The sequence below is a fragment of the Streptomyces sp. NPDC002328 genome, from assembly GCF_042890065.1.
Lineage (GTDB): Bacteria > Actinomycetota > Actinomycetes > Streptomycetales > Streptomycetaceae > Streptomyces.
Map to the genome: position 1 here is coordinate 1,238,973 of NZ_JBIARQ010000001.1, position 14,907 is coordinate 1,253,879.

The window sequence follows — 14,907 nt, forward strand, 5'->3', positions numbered from 1 at the left end:
CCTCACGGAACACCGGGTGCGCTGGCGCCCCTGACCCCGCCTCGCGGAGCGCCGGGTGCGCTGGAAGGGGTGATGTCGGGTGGGGTTGGGGTGGGTAGGGAACAACGCGGGGCGCGCGCGGATTGAGAGTGCGGGGCTCTGGCCCCCTTGCACTGCCGGGGGACAATGGAGGGTGGTCCGCTCATCAGTGGTGCCATCCCGACCGTAGGAGGAGGACAAGACATGGCGGAGCCCACGCCGCGTCGGAACGAACCGCGGCTACGCCCCGCGCCCCTGCTCTTCGAGCCCGCGGAGGCGGCCGGTGACCCTGAGCACTTCTTCGACCTGGAGTCGATAGACGACCCGGGCGCGCTGCTGGCGCGGGCGACGGAGCTGACGGTGGCGTTCCAGGCGGCGGCCGACCGGGCGCTGGAGTTCCAGGCGATGGCCGCGGCGCAGCTCGCCGACCCGCGCCGGTTCGACCGGCTCACCCCGGCGGACATCGCCGAGCGGGCGGAGTGGACCGAGGACTACGCGAAGAAGATGGTGGAGTTCGGCCGGGACCTCATGAGGGGCGAGGTCGAGGGCCGGGGGTACGCCGACCCCGTCTGACACGTCTGACACGTCTGACAAGTCTGACATCAAACGTCTGACGTCGGTCAGCCGCTCCTGGCACGGCGGACGCGTGAGCAACAGAGCACTCACCGCCGGTAAGGCCCAGGGCATATGCCAGGCGGGCAAGATACCGTCTCCCACCCGCTTCCGTCCCGGTTTCCCGCAACTCTGGGCGATCGGATCCTCACCGCCGGTAGACAGGGGGCATGAGCAGCGTATGGGACGCCCTGCCCGCCTCCACCGTCGGCCCCGTCGGCCCCGGCAGCCCCGGCGGCCCCGGCGGTCAGCCCGGTGTCGCCGTCGTCACCGTGGACGGCGCCGCCTGGCTGGCCTCCGCCGGCGCCTACCCCCGCAGCACGCTCGCCCTGTGGGAGGAGCGGCCGCACGCCCCGGTCGTCCTGCCCTGCGGTTCCGTCTTCGACGTGGTCAGCGCGCCCGCGATGTTCGGCCGGCTGATGCTGGACCGGCTGTGGGGCGACGGGCCCGGCTCCGGACCGGTGGCCGCGTTCCGCGGGCGGACGCTGCTGTTCGCCGCGCCGGGCACCGCCCAGCGGCTGCCCTCGCTGCTGGAGTGGGAGGAGTGGAGCGCCGACGGCCGCTCCGACGGCCGTACGGGCACCGTCCCGCCGCTCCTGTGCCACGGCAACGGCGACGCCGTGACCGTACCGGCCCCGCTCGCCTCCCCGGGGGACACCTCCACCCGCTGGGTGGTCGCCCCCGACACCCGTCATCCGTGGCTGCCGGGCCCGGAAATCCTGCTCTGGGCGGCCGTCCGGGCGGCCCGCTCAGCCGTGCGCATATCGATTTCTCACCCCGCCGACCAGGATGCTAAGGTCTACGACGTCAGCAGGCGCCGCTAGCTCAGTTGGTTAGAGCAGCTGACTCTTAATCAGCGGGTCCGGGGTTCGAGTCCCTGGCGGCGCACGACACCGGAAGGCCCCTCGCGGAAGCGAGGGGCCTTCCGCGTTCTCCGTCACGCCCGCGGCCCCGCCCCCGTCGTGATCCTCACCGTCCACGCCCCCGCCACCGTCCGCCCCTGCACCTCCACCCGCACGTCCTCCCCCGGCACGGTGAAGGTCTCGCCCAAGGCGACGGGGGCGTCCGCGAGCGGCGGATAGACGGAGTCCTCCCAGCAGGCCTCGGTGCGGGGGTGGGCGTCGATCACCTCGACCGGGCCGCCGCCGGACGCCTCACCGCTGTGGACGCGGTAGACGAGGATCCCGGCGCGGCAGGCCGAGCCGTCGTTGCCGACCGGGCCGCGCGCCTCGAAGGCGAGCACGCTGTCGGCGCCGGTGCGCACGACCGCGAGCTTCACGCCGCCGCCGAGTCCGAAGGCCGGCGACCTGGAGGGCAGCGTCACCGGCGTGCCGGGCCCCGCGCCGAGCGGCTCCAGCGTCAGCCGGGCCGGCTCCCCGCTCCGCACGCACACCACCTGCCGCGGCTCCAGCCAGCCCAGCTTCCACTTGTGCCAGGCGAACAGATCCGGGGCCAGTCCGAACTGGCTGCCCATCAGGTCCCAGTCGCCGACATGGGTGTCCCAGTCGCCCTTGCCGTCCGTCGGCCGGTGGTAGAGGTCGGGCAGGTCGAAGACATGGCCGGTCTCATGGGCGAGGACCAGCCGGTCCGGCGGATGCTGTTCGAACACGGTGACGATCCGGCGGATGTCGGCGCCGTCGGCCCGCAGCGGGGTGCGCAGATTGACGACCTTGGTGGCGTCCGAGTCCACGCCGGGCGCGTCCGGGTCGGCGACGAAGTAGACGACGTCGTAGCGGGAGAAGTCGACCTGGGCGTCGGCGACGGCGAGCGCGTCGCGCAGATAGGCGGCGCGGTGCGCGGCGCCCCAGTCGCGCTGTATGGCGTACGCGGTGGACGGCTTCGGCATCCGGATCCAGCGCTTCAGCGAATGCGGACGCAGGGTGAACTTCCCGTAGGAGGCCCGCTGGAAGAAGTGGCTGGTGGCCGGGAAGTGGTCGGCGGTCAGCTCGGCCGGTGTGCTCATCGGCTTCGAGTCCGGGAACGACAGGAAGATCATCACCGCGTCGACCGTGCGGTCCGGCCGCGGATAGGCGGCGTTCCAGGTGTCCAGGCCCTCCGAATGGTGGGCGCCGGTGCGCTTCAGGGCGCAGGGAGCGGCGGAGAACGGCTCGGCCGGACGGGCGCTGACCAGGCAGCACGCGGCGAACGCGGTGAGGGTGGTCAACAGGGCCGCGGCGCTGCGCAGTCGGGGGCGCGGGAGCGGTCGCGGCACGAAGACCTCCGGGGACGGTTCACGGGACACCGCACCCAGCCTGTGTTGATTTGTCGTACTACGCCCTGTTTTTCTGCCCCGGACGAGTGAGGGGACGGAACCGGGACATCAGCGCCGACACCCCCGGAACACTCACGGAACGTCACAAGCGGTCCGCGATCCGCGGAACCGGGCCAGCTGCGGGCAGAAACGATCTGTCAGAAGCACCGGTTGTTCCGGGACACTGGGCAGTGGCTGCGCGCGTCCGGGGGCAGCCTCTATGATCGGCACACTTTCCTGCGCGGACAGAGATCGAGTGCACTGCGGGAGCGAGCGGTGAGCGGAACGTCCGAAGGGCCGACGCCCGCGGCAGACCTCGACCGGTCCGCCGTCACAGAGAGTGACATCAAGACGTCTCCACGTCAGGCCTCCCCACGTGAGGCTTCGCCACGTGAGGCTTCCCCACGTCAGACCCCACCGGGTCCGGCGTCAGGTCAGGCGTCCGACTACCGCCGTGTCTTCGCGGCGGCGCCCCTCGCCATGGCCGTCGTCGACAGCGCCGGTCTGGTCGCCGACGCCAACGAGGCGTTCGGCGCGCTGCTCGGCGGCGACCGCATGGCCCTGGTCGGGCGGCCGGCCGGCGAGCTGCTGGACCTCGCCGCCGACCCCCGCACCTGGCACGCCTACCGCGAGGTGCTGTGCGGCCGGCGGGCCGAACTGCGCTGCACCCGGCGGCTGAAGCAGCCCGACGGCCGCTCGCTGTGGACGCAGATCACGGTCGCGCCCCTCGACGGCGCGCTCCTCGACGGCGACGCCCCCGGCGTCCTGCTCTCCGTCGCCGACATCAGCTCCCACCACGACCTCCAGGCCCGGCTGCGCCACCTCCAGATGCACGATCCGGTCACCCGGCTGCCCAACCGCACCCTGTTCTTCGAGCGGGTGTCGGCCGCGCTGGAGGCGGAGCCGTACGGCGAGGGCGGAACCGGCCGGATCGGGCTGTGCTACCTGGACATCGACGGGTTCAAGGCCGTCAACGACACCCTCGGCCACCGGGTCGGCGACCGTCTCCTGGCCGCCGTCGCCGAGCGGCTCACCGCCTGCGCCGAGGAGGCCGGGCGGACCCGGCCGAGCGTGCCGCTGGTGGCCCGGCTCGGCGGGGACGAGTTCGCGCTGCTGGTGGAGGACTCCACCGGCACCGAGCAGCTCGCCGATCTCGCCGAGTGCGTGCTCAAGGCGCTCCAGGCGCCGTTCGACCTGTCGGGCCAGCGGCTGAACGTGTCCGCGTCGATCGGGGTCGTCGAGCGGCACGCGGCCGGCACCACCGCCACCGGGCTGATGCAGGCCGCCGACACCACCCTGTACTGGGCGAAGGTGGACGGCAAGGACCGCTGGACGCTGTTCGACCCGGAGCGCAACGCTCATCTGATGACCCGTCAGGCACTGGCGTCCACACTGCGACCCGCCATCGAGCGCGGTGAATTCCGGCTGGAGTACCAGCCGTTGGTGGGCATGTCGGACGGACGGCTGCGCGGGGTGGAGGCGTTGGTGCGCTGGGACCACCCGCGTTTCGGTCTGCTGCCGCCGAATCGGTTCGTCGCGCTGGCCGAGGAGGACGGCTCGATCGTGCCGCTCGGCCGCTGGGTGCTGGACACCGCCTGCCGGCAGGCCCGCCGCTGGCAGACGGAACACCCCGACGAGCCGCCGCTGTTCGTCAGCGTCAACGTGGCGGTCCGCCAGGTGTGGGACTCCGACCTGGTCGCGGACGTGGCGCGGACCCTCGCCGAGACGGGACTGTCGCCGCGCCTGCTCCAGCTGGAGCTGACCGAGTCGGCGGTGATGGGCTCGGCGGGGCAGCCGTTGCAGGCGCTCCAGGCCCTCAGCGACATGGGCGTGAACATCGCCATCGACGACTTCGGCACCGGCTACTCCAACCTCGCCTATCTGAGCCGGCTGCCGGTGTCGGTGCTGAAGCTGGACGGGTCGTTCGTGCGGGGTTTCCAGCACGAGGGGCCGGACGCGCCGCCGAACCCGGCCGACGAGGTCGTCGTCGCGGCGATGATCGACCTCGCCCACCGGCTCGGACTGACCGTCACCGCCGAGTGCGTGGAGACCTCCGCGCAGGCCACCCGGCTGCGCAGCATCGGCTGCGACACCGGGCAGGGCTGGCTGTACTCCCGCCCGGTGACGCCGGACCGTATCTCGGAGCTGCTGGAGGGCGCCGCCTACGCGGTCGGCAACCCGTAGGCGTCGGCGACGAGTTCGTAGGAGCGCAGGCGCAGCTCGCCGCGGTGGGCGTGGCTGGTGAGCATCAACTCGTCGGCTCCGGTGCGCTTGTGGAGGTCGTCGAGGCCGGAGCGGACCTCGTCGGCGGTGCCGTGGACGATGTTCGCCGTCCAGGAGTCGACGAACTCCCGCTCCAGCGGCGTGAATTCGTGCGCCTCCGCCTCCTCGGGGGAGGGGAACAGGCCGGGGCGTCCGCCGCGCAGGCGGACCATGTTCAGTCCGGTGGCCAGCACTTGGCGGCGGGCCTCGCGCTCGTCGTCGGCGGCGAGCACGGAGACGCCGATGACGGCGTACGGCTCGTCGAGGAGCGCGGACGGCCGGAAGGAGTCCCGGTAGAGGTCGAGCGCCGGGATCGTGTTCTGCGCCGAGAAGTGGTGGGCGAAGGCGAAGGGCAGCCCGAGCAGACCGGCCAGCCGGGCGCTGAAGCCGGAGGAGCCGAGCAGCCAGACCGGCGGGCGGTGCCGGGACTGCACCCCGCCGGGCGAGGTGGACTGGACGGGGCCGGGCACGGCGTGGACGCGGCGGTAGGGGTGGCCGTCGGGGAAGTCGTCGTCCAGGAAGCGGGTCAACTCGGCGAGCTGCTCGGGGAAGTCGTCGGCGCCCTCGTTCAGCCGGTCGGTGCGGCGCAGGGCGGCGGCGGTGGCGCCGTCGGTGCCGGGGGCGCGGCCCAGGCCCAGGTCGACGCGGCCCGGGGCGAGCGCCTCCAGGGTGCCGAACTGCTCGGCGATCACCAGCGGGGCGTGGTTGGGCAGCATGACGCCGCCCGAGCCGAGCCGGATGCGGTCGGTGTGGGCGGCGAGGTGGGCGAGGATCACGGCGGGCGAGGAGGAGGCGACGCCCGGCATGGAGTGGTGCTCGGCGATCCAGTACCGGTGGAAGCCGCGGGCCTCGGTGAGCCGGGCCAGGTCGACGCTGGTGCGCAGGGCGTCGCCGGCGGTGCGTCCGGAGCCCACGGTGACCAGGTCCAGGACGGAGAGGGGGACGGGGGCGGCGCCGTGCGCCACGCCTCGGATGCCGTCGGCCGCGGTCTCGGCTCCCCGCCGCTCACCGGCCGGCTTCAGGCCTGTCGGCTTCGCGTCGGCCGGCTTCAGGCCTGTCGGCTTCCCGTCGGCCGGCTGCCCGCCTGCCGCCGTCTCGTCTGCCGCCACGGGTTCCTCCTGATCTCGGCGTGCGCTGTCCTCGCACGGCTAACAGGAGGGTGTCCCCGCTTATTCCTCGGCGATACGCCCCGTACTCCTCGGTGGTGCGCCCGGCTCGGCGCGCACCCGGGCCCGCGCCTCACCGTCCGCTCCTCGCGCAAGCCTCCGTCCGGGAGCCGCTCACGCCTGCACGATCGGCTCCCGGGTGAACAGCGCGCCCAGCCCCGGCGCGTTCACCCGCCGGTCGGCCAGCCGGAGCGCCTCCCAGACGGTGACCTGGTTGGCGGTGAGGACCGGCTTGCCGAGCCGCTCCTCCAGGGCCGACAGATGGGCGGCCGTGTGCAGGGCGGTGTCGGGGAGCAGGACCGCGTCCGCGTCGGGGCTGTCGGCGGCGCGGGCCAGCGCGAAGACCTCCGCCTCGCCCCAGGCGCCGACCTCGGCGGCCGTGCCGCTCCCGGAGCCGCGCACCGCGCTCACCTCGAGGCCGCCGGTCCGCAGGAACTCCGCGAAGAGCCCGGCCACGTCCTCCGGGTAGGTCGCGCCGACCGCGACCTTGGCCGCGCCCAGCTCCCGCGCCGCGTGCACGAAGCCGAAGGAGGTCGAGGAGGCCGGCAGGCCCGCGGTGACGGCCAGGGTGCGCACCTGCTCGTGCGCGCCCTCCCAGCCGTGCACGAAGCCGCCGCTGGTGCAGGCCCACACGACGGCCTCCGCGCCGGACAGCCGCAGCTGTTCGACCCCCTTCGCCAGCCGCTCCGGCGTGCCGATCTGCCGCAGCGCGTCGACGCGGTGGGCGTCCTCGCCGACGTCCGTGTGAACCACGTCCACCCGGATGTCGCTGCCCAGGAGCTGCTCGATGCGGGGGTAGTCGTCCTCGGCGGAGTGGCCCGGGTAGAGGAATCCGAGTGCGGTCATGTCCAGCCTTCCTGCTGTTCTTCCGGCAGTACGGGAGGCCGCTGCCGCGCCCCCTCGTCCAGCAGGGCCGGGTGGGGCCCCACGGCCCGGGTACCCATTCGGCGCAGCGACGCCCCCCTCGTGACCCGGTTGGCCGAGATCACCGGCACGCGCCGCAACGGGCCGTGTGCGCGGCCGTGTTGACGGCGGTGGACCCAGGTGCGTGTTGACGGCGGTGGACCCGGGTGCGAACGTGGTCGATCCGCGCACGTCGAGCTCCTGGTCACGGAAGCCGCGAGGAAGGAGCACCGGATGGCCGCCGTCCCCACGCTCCTCGTCCTCGACGCCGATCCCCCGCCGCGGCTCGGGCGGCTCACCGGGCGGGCCCGGGTGGTGCACGCCGACGCGGCCACGCTCGCCGAGCGCCTCCCGGCCGCCGACGTGCTGCTGGTGTGGGACTTCGCCTCGCACGCGGTGCGCGCCGCCTGGCCGGGCGAGGGGGCCCGGCCGCGCTGGGTGCACACGGCGAGCGCGGGCGTGGACCATCTGATGTGCCCGGAGCTGGCCGCGTCGGACACGGTGGTGACGAACGCGCGCGGCATCTTCGACGAGCCGATCGCCGAGTACGTCGCCGCCCTCGTCCTGGCGCTGGCGAAGGACCTGCCGCGCACCTGGGAGCTCCAGGGGCGGCGGGAGTGGCGGCACCGGGAGAGCCGGCGGGTCGCCGGGACGCGCGCGGTGGTCGTCGGCTCGGGGCCGATCGGCCGGGCGGTCGTGCGCACGCTGAAGGCGCTCGGGGTGACCACGGCGCTCGTCGGCCGGGTCCCGCGCACCGGCGTCCACGGCCCGGACGACCTCGACCGGCTGCTCGCCCGTGCCGACTGGGTGGTCGCGGCGGCCCCGCTCACCGAGAGCACGCGCGGCATGTTCGACCTCCGCCGCTTCGGCGTGATGCAGCCGTCCGCCTGCTTCCTGAACGTGGGCCGGGGACAGCTGGTCGTCGAGGACGCGCTCGTGGAGGCGCTGGAGAAGCGGTGGATCGCGGGCGCGGCGCTGGACGTCTTCGCGGCCGAACCCCTCGCCGCCGACAGCCCGTTGTGGCGGATGCCGGGTCTGCTGGTGTCGCCGCACATGAGCGGGGACACGGTGGGCTGGCGGGACGAACTGGGCGCGCAGTTCGTGGAGTTGTTCGAGCGGTGGGCGGCGGGCCGGCCGCTGGTGAATGTCGTCGACAAGCAGCGCGGATACGTCCCGGGACACTGAACGAATACATAAGTGCTCCATGGGGCGCGAGTTTCCCCGGTGCATAACTCGTGTGGTCCCGGGTAGCCGCGCCGCCATGGCTCCACCGAACAGGCACGTCAGACAGGACCCACGGACGGCGAACCCCACACGCCGGTCGCTGCTCGCGGGGGTGGCGGCGCTCGGCGCGCTGGGCGCGGCGGGCTGCTCGCGCGTGGCCACGGCCTCCGGCGCACCCGGCGGCGACCTGCTGGAACGGCTGCGCGCACAGGGCGTCGTACGGCTCGGGATAGCCGGTGAGATCCCCTTCGGGTACATCGACAAGGACGGCCGGATGACCGGCGAGGCACCGGAGTTGGCCCGGGTGATATTCAAGCGGCTCGGCATCGACGAGGTGCAGCCCGTGCCCACCGAGTTCGGCTCGCTCATTCCGGGTCTGAATTCCCAGCAGTTCGATGTCGTGGCCGCCGGGATGTATGTCAACCCCGAACGCTGCGAGCAGGTGATATTCGCCGATCCCGACCACCAGATGCTGGATTCCTTCATCGTCCGGAAGGGGAATCCCGAGAATCTTCACAATTATCAGGATGTCGTGGAGAAGAAGGCGCGTTTCGCGACCGGGACCGGATATGCCCAGATCGAGCACGCCGTCGAGGCCGGCTACAAGCGGAGCGACATCCTCGTCATGCCGGACCAGGTGGCCGGTCTGAACGCCGTCGAGGCGGGCCGGGTCGACGTGTTCGCGGGAACGGCCGTGACCGTCCGTGACGTGGTGAAGAAGTCGGCCAAGGCGGAGGCGGCCAAGCCGTTCGCCCCGCTCGTCGACGGCGAACCGCGTGTCGACGGCGGCGCGTTCGCGTTCCGGCCGACCGAGACGAAGTTGCGGGACGCCTTCAACGTCGAGCTGCGCAAGCTGAAGAAGAGCGGCGAGCTGTTCCGCATCCTCAAGCCCTTCGGGTTCACCGAGGCGGAGATGACCGACCTCACGGCGAAGGAGCTCTGCGGCGGATGACCTCCGGACTCTGGGACCTCGTCCTCAAGGGGATCTGGACGACCGTCCAACTCCTCGTGTTCAGCGCCCTGCTGGCGGCGGCGGTGTCGTTCGCCGTCGGGATCGCGCGCACCCACCGGCGGTGGTTCGTGCGCTTCCTCGCGGGCTTCTACACCGAGGTGTTCCGCGGCACGTCGGCGCTCGTCATGATCTTCTGGGTGTTCTTCGTGCTGCCGCTCGCCTTCGGCTGGCAACTGGTGCCGATGTGGGCGGGCACGCTCGCGCTCGGCCTGACCTACGGCGCGTACGGCTCGGAGATCGTGCGCGGCGCGCTGAACGCCGTCAGCCCCGCCCAGACGGAGGGCGGCATCGCGCTCGGCTTCACACCCGGGCAGCGGCTGCGCAAGATCCTGCTGCCGCAGGCGGTGCCGGAGATGATCCCGCCCTTCTCCAACCTGCTGATCGAGCTGCTCAAGGGCACCGCCCTGGTGTCCGTCATGGGCATGGGCGACCTCGCCTTCAGCGGCAACCTGGTGCGCCTCGCGCTTCAGGAGAGCGCGGAGATCTACACGTACGTCCTGCTCCTCTACTTCGTCATCGCCTTCCTGCTGACGCGGGTGATGCGCGGACTGGAACACCATCTGAAGGCGGGTGCCCGATGAACTGGGACTGGAGCGCCGTCTCCGACTTCATGCCGATGTTCTGGGACGGCCTGCTCGTCACCCTCCAGGCACTGGTTCTCGGCTCGCTGATCTCCTTCTCGCTGGGGCTGGTGTGGGCGCTGCTGATGCGGACGCCGACACGGTGGGTGCAGTGGCCGGTCGGCATCGTCACGGAGTTCATCCGCGACACCCCGCTGCTGGTGCAGCTGTTCTTCCTCTTCTACGTGCTGCCGGAGTGGGGCGTGACCCTGTCGGCGATGGCGACCGGCGTCCTCGCGATCGGCCTGCACTACTCGACGTACACGATGCAGGTCTACCGGGCCGGCATCGACGCGGTGCCCGCCGGCCAGTGGGAGGCGGCGACGGCGCTGAACCTGCCGAGGAGCCGGACCTGGGGTGCGGTGATCCTTCCGCAGGCGGTCCGCCGGGTGGTGCCGGCGCTCGGCAACTACGTCATCGCGATGCTCAAGGACACCCCGCTGCTGATGACGATCACCGTCCTGGACCTGCTGGGCCGGGCCCGGCTCTTCTCCCAGGAGCACTTCCAGTTCACCGAGCCCCTGACGGTGATCGGCGTGGCCTTCATCGTCATCTCCTATCTCGCCTCCCTCCTCCTGCGCACCCTGGAGCGACGCCTTGTCCGTTGAGACCAGCAAGACCACGACCGACGCCGTCCCGCAGAACACCGAGCTGATCCGCCTGGAGCAGGTCACCAAGCGGTTCGGGGACAACACCGTCCTCGACCACCTGGACTTCTCCGTGGAGCCGGGCAAGCACGTCACGCTCATCGGCCCCTCCGGGTCCGGCAAGACCACGATCCTGCGGCTGCTGATGACGCTGACCAAGCCCGACGAGGGCACCATCACCGTCGACGGGCAGCGGCTCTTCCCCGCTCCGGAGAAGCAGGTCCGCGAGGTCCGCAAGAAGATCGGCATGGTGTTCCAGCAGTTCAACCTGTTCCCGAACATGAGCGTGCTGAGAAACCTGACCGAGGCCCCGGTCCACGTCCTCGGCCTGTCCAAGGACGAGGCGGAGGAGCGGGCGCGCGAGCTGCTCGACCTGGTGGGCCTCGCCGACAAGTGCGACGCCAAGCCCTCCCGGCTCTCCGGCGGGCAGCAGCAGCGGGTCGCGATCGCGCGGGCGCTGGCCATGCGGCCGCAGATCCTGCTGCTCGACGAGGTGACCTCGGCGCTCGACCCCGAGCTGGTCGCGGGCGTCCTCGACGTGCTCCGGGACATCGCCAACTCCACCGACATCACGATGCTCTGCGTGACCCACGAGATGAACTTCGCCCGGGACATCTCCGACCAGGTCCTGATGTTCGACTCCGGCCGGGTGATCGAGTCCGGTCCGCCGGAGAAGATCTTCAGCTCGCCGGAGCAGGAGCGCACACGGGAGTTCCTCAGCGCCGTGCTGTGACACCGCGCGTCAGCCCCGCAATCTCGCCGACACCCGCTCCCCGTCACCCCCTCGGCCGTTATCGTGGAGATGATTCGCCGTCCGGATCAGGCCAGCAAGCGACCGCAGGGGGAGACCGTGGCGCTGACGCACGAGCCGACCGCGCCGTACCACTCGGCCCAGGACGCCCTGCGCGTCCTGGAGACAGTGGCCCGGCACACCGACGGCGTCACCGACGCCGACCTCGCCCGCCGGACCGGCCTCGGCAGCCGGCGGCTGACCCCGCTCCTGCGGATGCTGCGCCGCGAGGGGTACGTCGAGCAGGTCGCCGAGGGGGCCTACGTCGCCGGCGCCGCCCTGGCCCGCCTGGGTTCGGCGCACCAGCGGGAGCAGGCGCTGCGCGAGCAGCTCCAGCACGTCCTGGACCGGCTGCGGGACTCCGTGGGCGCCGCCGTCTACGTCAGCCGGTACGTCGACGGCGAGGTCACCGTCACCCAGTACGCGGACAGCCCGGCCGCCCCCGCGGTCAACGAGTGGGTCGACTTCCGCTCCTGCGCGCACGCCACCGCGCTCGGCAAGAGCCTGCTCGGGCAGCTCGACCACAACGGCCGCCGCGACCACCTCTCCCGGCACAAGATGGCCCGCCTCACCTCGCGCACCATCACCAGCGACAAGCTGCTGCTCTCCCGCCTGGAGGCCCAGCCCGCCACGGTCCCGGTGCTCGACCTCCAGGAGTACGCCGTCGGCACGGTCTGCGCGGCCGTCCCGCTCACCGCCGGCTCCGCCGCGGGCTGTCTGGCCCTGTCCCTCCCCGTGCGGCACGCCCACCGTCTGCGCCAGGCAGCGGAGACCCTGAACCGCGGCGCGGCACCGGTACTGCTGTCCCTGGCCCTGTAGCCCTCCCGGCCGTGGTGCGGGGCGCCGTCGCCCGTGGTGCGGAGCACCCTCCCGGAGCAGGTATTATTTTCTCCGTCGTCGGCCGCCGAGAGCGGTGGACGGGAGTCATGCGCCGCTAGCTCAGTTGGTTAGAGCAGCTGACTCTTAATCAGCGGGTCCGGGGTTCGAGTCCCTGGCGGCGCACCGGTGAAGGGCCTCTCGTGGATACGAGGGGCCCTTCGGCGTCCTCCGGGGTCAGCCGCCGGTAGGCCCGCTCGCCGGGCGGCCGCCACCACACCGGGTCGGCGCAGCGGAAGCCCTCCTTCCTGAGCCGGGCCCGGTGGATCTTGTTCGTGGCCGTGACCGGCATGTGCTCGACCACCCGCACGAACCGGGGCGCCATCTTCGTCCCCAGATCGGGCTGGGCCCGCAGGAACGCGGCGAACGACTCCGGCTCGAACTCCCCGGCGACCGTCGCCATCACCTGGTCCCCGGTCACCGGGTCCGGCACCGCGTAGACGGCGACGGCGACCGCCCCCTCGTACCGGGCGAGGATGTTCTCGATCATCGCGGCGGCCAGGTTCTCGCCGTCGACGCGCAGCCGGTCGTCGGTGCGGCCCGCGAAGTAGAGGTAGCCGTCGGCGTCACGGCAGAAGAGGTCGCCGGTCCAGTACCAGCCGTCCGCGCCCCTGCGGCGCTCGGCCTCCGCGTCCGGGTTGCGCCAGTAGCCCTCGAACGGGTTCGGCCCCCGGTTCACCAGCTCGCCGATCGCCTCGTCCGCGTTGCGCAGCCGTCCCGCCGCGTCGAAGCGGGCCGGCGGACACTCGGCCCCCGTCCGCGGATCGAGGACGACGAGACCGGGCCCGGCCCGCCCGACCGCACCCGCCGGCGTCCCCGGCGACCACTGCACGGCCGCGCCGCCCTCCGACGAGCCGTACCCCTCCACCAGCCGCGCCCCGAACCGCCGTTCGAACGCCGCCGCGTCCACCGCCCCCGCCTCGGTGCCGAAGCCGAGCCGCAGCCGGTGGTCCCGGTCGTGCGGACCGGGCTCGGTGGCCAGCACGTACTGGATCGCGCGTCCCACATAGGTGAAGTACGTGGCCTGGTATCGCCGTACGTCCGCCAGGAACCCGGAGGCCGAGAACCGCCGCCGCAGCGCCACGCCCGCGCCGGCCGCCAGGGCGGGCGCCCAGTCGGCGATCACGGCGTTGCCGTGGAACATCGGCATGCAGACGTAGTGGACGTCGTCCGCCGTCACCGCGAACTGCCCGGCCAGCGAGCGGCCGGCGGCGGCCAGCCGGCCCTGGCTGCACAGGGCGGCCTTGGGCGCGCCGGTCGAGCCGGAGGTGAAGTAGAGGAGCAGCCGGTCGGCGGGCCGGGCCCGGGCGGGGTCGGGGCGGGCGTCGGCGTAGGGGGCGAGGAGAGCCTCGTACTCCTCGGTGTCCGTGACCAGCACGCGGACGCCGGGCAGGTCCAGGCCGGCGAGGAGCGGCAGCCGGCTCCGCTCGGTGAGCAGCACACGGCACTCGGTGTGCAGGATGTCCCGCGCCAGCTCGGGGCCGCGCCGGGTGGGGTTGATCCCGGCGACCGCCGCGCCGGCCAGCGCCGCGCCGGCGAGCCACAGCGGGAACTCCGGGGTGTTGTCGAGCAGCGCCCCGACGTGCGGCGGCGCGCCGGGCGGCAGCAGGTCGTCGAGCAGCGCCGCCCGGGCGGCGGCGCCGGCCGCGGCCTCGTGGTGGGTGAGGACTCGGTCCTCGCACCACAGCCCCGGCCGGCGGTCGCCCCACCGGGCGGCCACGAGCTCGGCGACGGTTCCGGCACCGGTACCCTGCGTGGACTTCATGCCCGCGCAGGGTAGTTGACGGACCGTCAGATGTGGATGCCCGAATCAGAACGTGACGTCCGAGCAGGCGTAGAAGGCGTTGGCGGTGTCCGCGATCGTCCACACCGCGACCACGACGTGACGTCCGCTGAGCCCGGACGGCAGCCTGCCGCTGTGCGAGAGGGTGGCCGGCGGACGCTGGCCGCTGTAGGGGACGGTGAGGAACGGGGTGAGGGTGAGGTCGGAGCGGGCCAGGTCGTGGTTCTGGTTCCAGCCCTGCTTGGTGACGTAGTACCTGAAGTCGGTCGTGGCGTGCATGGCGGTGAACTGCCAGCGGAACGTGTAGTTCTGCCCGCCGCTCACCCTGGTGGCCGGCCACGCCGCGCCCGACGGGGTGCGGGGGCCGTCGAGTTGGGCGAAGCGGGTGTTGTTCCCGGAACAGATCCGGCCGTCGGCCGGTCCGGACGCCGGGAAGCCCTTGGGCCCCTCGACGCTCTGTGGCTCCCACTGGATGGCGCCGCAGTCGGTGACGGAGCCGTTCTGGCAGAGCTTCTGCCGGCTGACGGGGAGATCGGTGTAGCCGTGGCCGCTCGCGCCTCCGGCGGTGAGCACGAGGGCTCCCGCCGTGGTGAGTCCGAGCGCGGCGGCGTACCACTTGGTCTTTTTGCGCATGCTGCCGCTCCTGGTGAACGTGGGGAGTTCAGTGAGCTGTGCGTGCAGGTCTAGACCAAGTTCGAGATTATGGGCGTTTGTTCAACATGTCCATACCAATCGCGGCATCT

At 72.4% G+C, this 14,907-nt stretch carries 14 protein-coding genes, 2 tRNA genes and 1 pseudogene; 11 read left to right on the forward strand and 6 right to left on the reverse strand.

All coding sequences use genetic code 11. The features are described from left to right. Positions 1 to 222: 222 nt before the first annotated feature. The 3 genes from ACFYX4_RS05475 (at position 223) to ACFYX4_RS05485 (ending at position 1,518) form a co-directional block, all read left to right on the forward strand. Positions 223 to 591 carry a hypothetical protein gene (locus tag ACFYX4_RS05475; RefSeq protein WP_389326161.1) on the forward strand — a complete coding sequence of 123 codons (369 nt, stop codon included), beginning with the start codon at positions 223 to 225 and terminating at the stop codon, positions 589 to 591. 209 nt (positions 592 to 800) lie between these two features. Then, the gene (locus ACFYX4_RS05480; protein WP_389326164.1) at positions 801 to 1,454 is read left to right on the forward strand and encodes a bifunctional DNA primase/polymerase; all 654 of its coding nucleotides are present in this window, start codon (positions 801 to 803) and stop codon (positions 1,452 to 1,454) included. Next, a tRNA-Lys gene (locus tag ACFYX4_RS05485) sits at positions 1,445 to 1,518 on the forward strand. The genes ACFYX4_RS05480 and ACFYX4_RS05485 overlap by 10 nt, the downstream gene beginning before the upstream one ends. A gap of 49 nt (positions 1,519 to 1,567) precedes the next feature. Here the strand turns inward: ACFYX4_RS05485 and ACFYX4_RS05490 are convergent. Beyond that, the gene (locus ACFYX4_RS05490) at positions 1,568 to 2,872 is read right to left on the reverse strand and encodes a M6 family metalloprotease domain-containing protein (protein ID WP_389326167.1); all 1,305 of its coding nucleotides are present in this window, start codon (positions 2,870 to 2,872) and stop codon (positions 1,568 to 1,570) included. Between the two features lie 285 nt (positions 2,873 to 3,157). On the opposite strand from ACFYX4_RS05490, the gene ACFYX4_RS05495 reads away from it, so the two are divergent. Then, the gene (locus ACFYX4_RS05495) at positions 3,158 to 5,065 is read left to right on the forward strand and encodes a putative bifunctional diguanylate cyclase/phosphodiesterase (RefSeq protein WP_389326171.1); all 1,908 of its coding nucleotides are present in this window, start codon (positions 3,158 to 3,160) and stop codon (positions 5,063 to 5,065) included. Here the strand turns inward: ACFYX4_RS05495 and ACFYX4_RS05500 are convergent. The 3 genes and pseudogenes from ACFYX4_RS05500 to ACFYX4_RS05510 form a co-directional block, all read right to left on the reverse strand. Next, entirely contained in the window at positions 5,044 to 6,165 is a 1,122-nt protein-coding gene (locus tag ACFYX4_RS05500; RefSeq protein WP_389326762.1) for an LLM class flavin-dependent oxidoreductase, read from the reverse strand. The genes ACFYX4_RS05495 and ACFYX4_RS05500 overlap by 22 nt on opposite strands. Before the next feature lie 258 nt (positions 6,166 to 6,423). Continuing rightward, positions 6,424 to 7,155, reverse strand: a complete 732-nt coding sequence (locus tag ACFYX4_RS05505; protein ID WP_389326174.1) for a decarboxylase — start codon at positions 7,153 to 7,155, stop codon at positions 6,424 to 6,426. Then, positions 7,152 to 7,307: pseudogene (locus ACFYX4_RS05510) on the reverse strand (decarboxylase); the annotation flags it as partial. The gene ACFYX4_RS05505 and the pseudogene ACFYX4_RS05510, both read right to left, overlap by 4 nt. 139 nt (positions 7,308 to 7,446) lie before the next feature. On the opposite strand from ACFYX4_RS05510, the gene ACFYX4_RS05515 reads away from it, so the two are divergent. The 7 genes from ACFYX4_RS05515 to ACFYX4_RS05545 all read left to right on the forward strand — a co-directional run bounded on the left by ACFYX4_RS05515 (position 7,447) and on the right by ACFYX4_RS05545 (position 12,507). Then, positions 7,447 to 8,397 carry a D-2-hydroxyacid dehydrogenase gene (locus ACFYX4_RS05515; RefSeq protein ID WP_389326177.1) on the forward strand — a complete coding sequence of 317 codons (951 nt, stop codon included), beginning with the start codon at positions 7,447 to 7,449 and terminating at the stop codon, positions 8,395 to 8,397. A gap of 76 nt (positions 8,398 to 8,473) precedes the next feature. Next, positions 8,474 to 9,388, forward strand: coding sequence for an ectoine/hydroxyectoine ABC transporter substrate-binding protein EhuB (gene ehuB, locus ACFYX4_RS05520; RefSeq protein ID WP_389326180.1), 915 nt, complete (start codon positions 8,474 to 8,476; stop codon positions 9,386 to 9,388). After that, positions 9,385 to 10,029, forward strand: a complete 645-nt coding sequence (gene ehuC, locus ACFYX4_RS05525) for an ectoine/hydroxyectoine ABC transporter permease subunit EhuC (protein WP_389326183.1) — start codon at positions 9,385 to 9,387, stop codon at positions 10,027 to 10,029. The genes ehuB and ehuC overlap by 4 nt, the downstream gene beginning before the upstream one ends. After that, the gene (ehuD, locus tag ACFYX4_RS05530) at positions 10,026 to 10,676 is read left to right on the forward strand and encodes an ectoine/hydroxyectoine ABC transporter permease subunit EhuD (RefSeq protein WP_389326186.1); all 651 of its coding nucleotides are present in this window, start codon (positions 10,026 to 10,028) and stop codon (positions 10,674 to 10,676) included. Before ehuC ends, ehuD begins: the two co-directional genes overlap by 4 nt. Beyond that, positions 10,666 to 11,448, forward strand: coding sequence for an ectoine/hydroxyectoine ABC transporter ATP-binding protein EhuA (gene ehuA / locus ACFYX4_RS05535; RefSeq protein WP_389326189.1), 783 nt, complete (start codon positions 10,666 to 10,668; stop codon positions 11,446 to 11,448). Before ehuD ends, ehuA begins: the two co-directional genes overlap by 11 nt. A gap of 117 nt (positions 11,449 to 11,565) precedes the next feature. Beyond that, the gene (locus ACFYX4_RS05540; protein WP_389326192.1) at positions 11,566 to 12,324 is read left to right on the forward strand and encodes an IclR family transcriptional regulator; all 759 of its coding nucleotides are present in this window, start codon (positions 11,566 to 11,568) and stop codon (positions 12,322 to 12,324) included. A 109-nt stretch (positions 12,325 to 12,433) separates the two neighbouring features. Continuing rightward, positions 12,434 to 12,507: transfer RNA gene (locus tag ACFYX4_RS05545), tRNA-Lys, on the forward strand. Here the strand turns inward: ACFYX4_RS05545 and ACFYX4_RS05550 are convergent. Both ACFYX4_RS05550 and ACFYX4_RS05555 read right to left on the reverse strand, forming a co-directional pair. Continuing rightward, positions 12,473 to 14,146, reverse strand: a complete 1,674-nt coding sequence (locus ACFYX4_RS05550; protein ID WP_389326195.1) for an AMP-binding protein — start codon at positions 14,144 to 14,146, stop codon at positions 12,473 to 12,475. The genes ACFYX4_RS05545 and ACFYX4_RS05550 overlap by 35 nt on opposite strands. 45 nt (positions 14,147 to 14,191) lie before the next feature. Beyond that, the gene (locus tag ACFYX4_RS05555; RefSeq protein WP_389326198.1) at positions 14,192 to 14,797 is read right to left on the reverse strand and encodes a lytic polysaccharide monooxygenase; all 606 of its coding nucleotides are present in this window, start codon (positions 14,795 to 14,797) and stop codon (positions 14,192 to 14,194) included. Positions 14,798 to 14,907 lie beyond the last annotated feature (110 nt).

Bases quoted from the DNA above. Each gene is read 5' to 3' on its own strand.
- ACFYX4_RS05480 (WP_389326164.1), top strand. From the start codon at position 801: ATGAGCAGCGTATGGGACGCCCTGCCCGCCTCCACCGTCGGCCCCGTC.
- ACFYX4_RS05505 (WP_389326174.1), bottom strand. From the start codon at position 7,155: ATGACCGCACTCGGATTCCTCTACCCGGGCCACTCCGCCGAGGACGAC.
- ACFYX4_RS05475 (WP_389326161.1), top strand. From the start codon at position 223: ATGGCGGAGCCCACGCCGCGTCGGAACGAACCGCGGCTACGCCCCGCG.
- ACFYX4_RS05555 (WP_389326198.1), bottom strand. From the start codon at position 14,797: ATGCGCAAAAAGACCAAGTGGTACGCCGCCGCGCTCGGACTCACCACG.
- ehuB (WP_389326180.1), top strand. From the start codon at position 8,474: ATGGCTCCACCGAACAGGCACGTCAGACAGGACCCACGGACGGCGAAC.
- ehuD (WP_389326186.1), top strand. From the start codon at position 10,026: ATGAACTGGGACTGGAGCGCCGTCTCCGACTTCATGCCGATGTTCTGG.
- ACFYX4_RS05550 (WP_389326195.1), bottom strand. From the start codon at position 14,146: ATGAAGTCCACGCAGGGTACCGGTGCCGGAACCGTCGCCGAGCTCGTG.
- ehuC (WP_389326183.1), top strand. From the start codon at position 9,385: ATGACCTCCGGACTCTGGGACCTCGTCCTCAAGGGGATCTGGACGACC.
- ACFYX4_RS05515 (WP_389326177.1), top strand. From the start codon at position 7,447: ATGGCCGCCGTCCCCACGCTCCTCGTCCTCGACGCCGATCCCCCGCCG.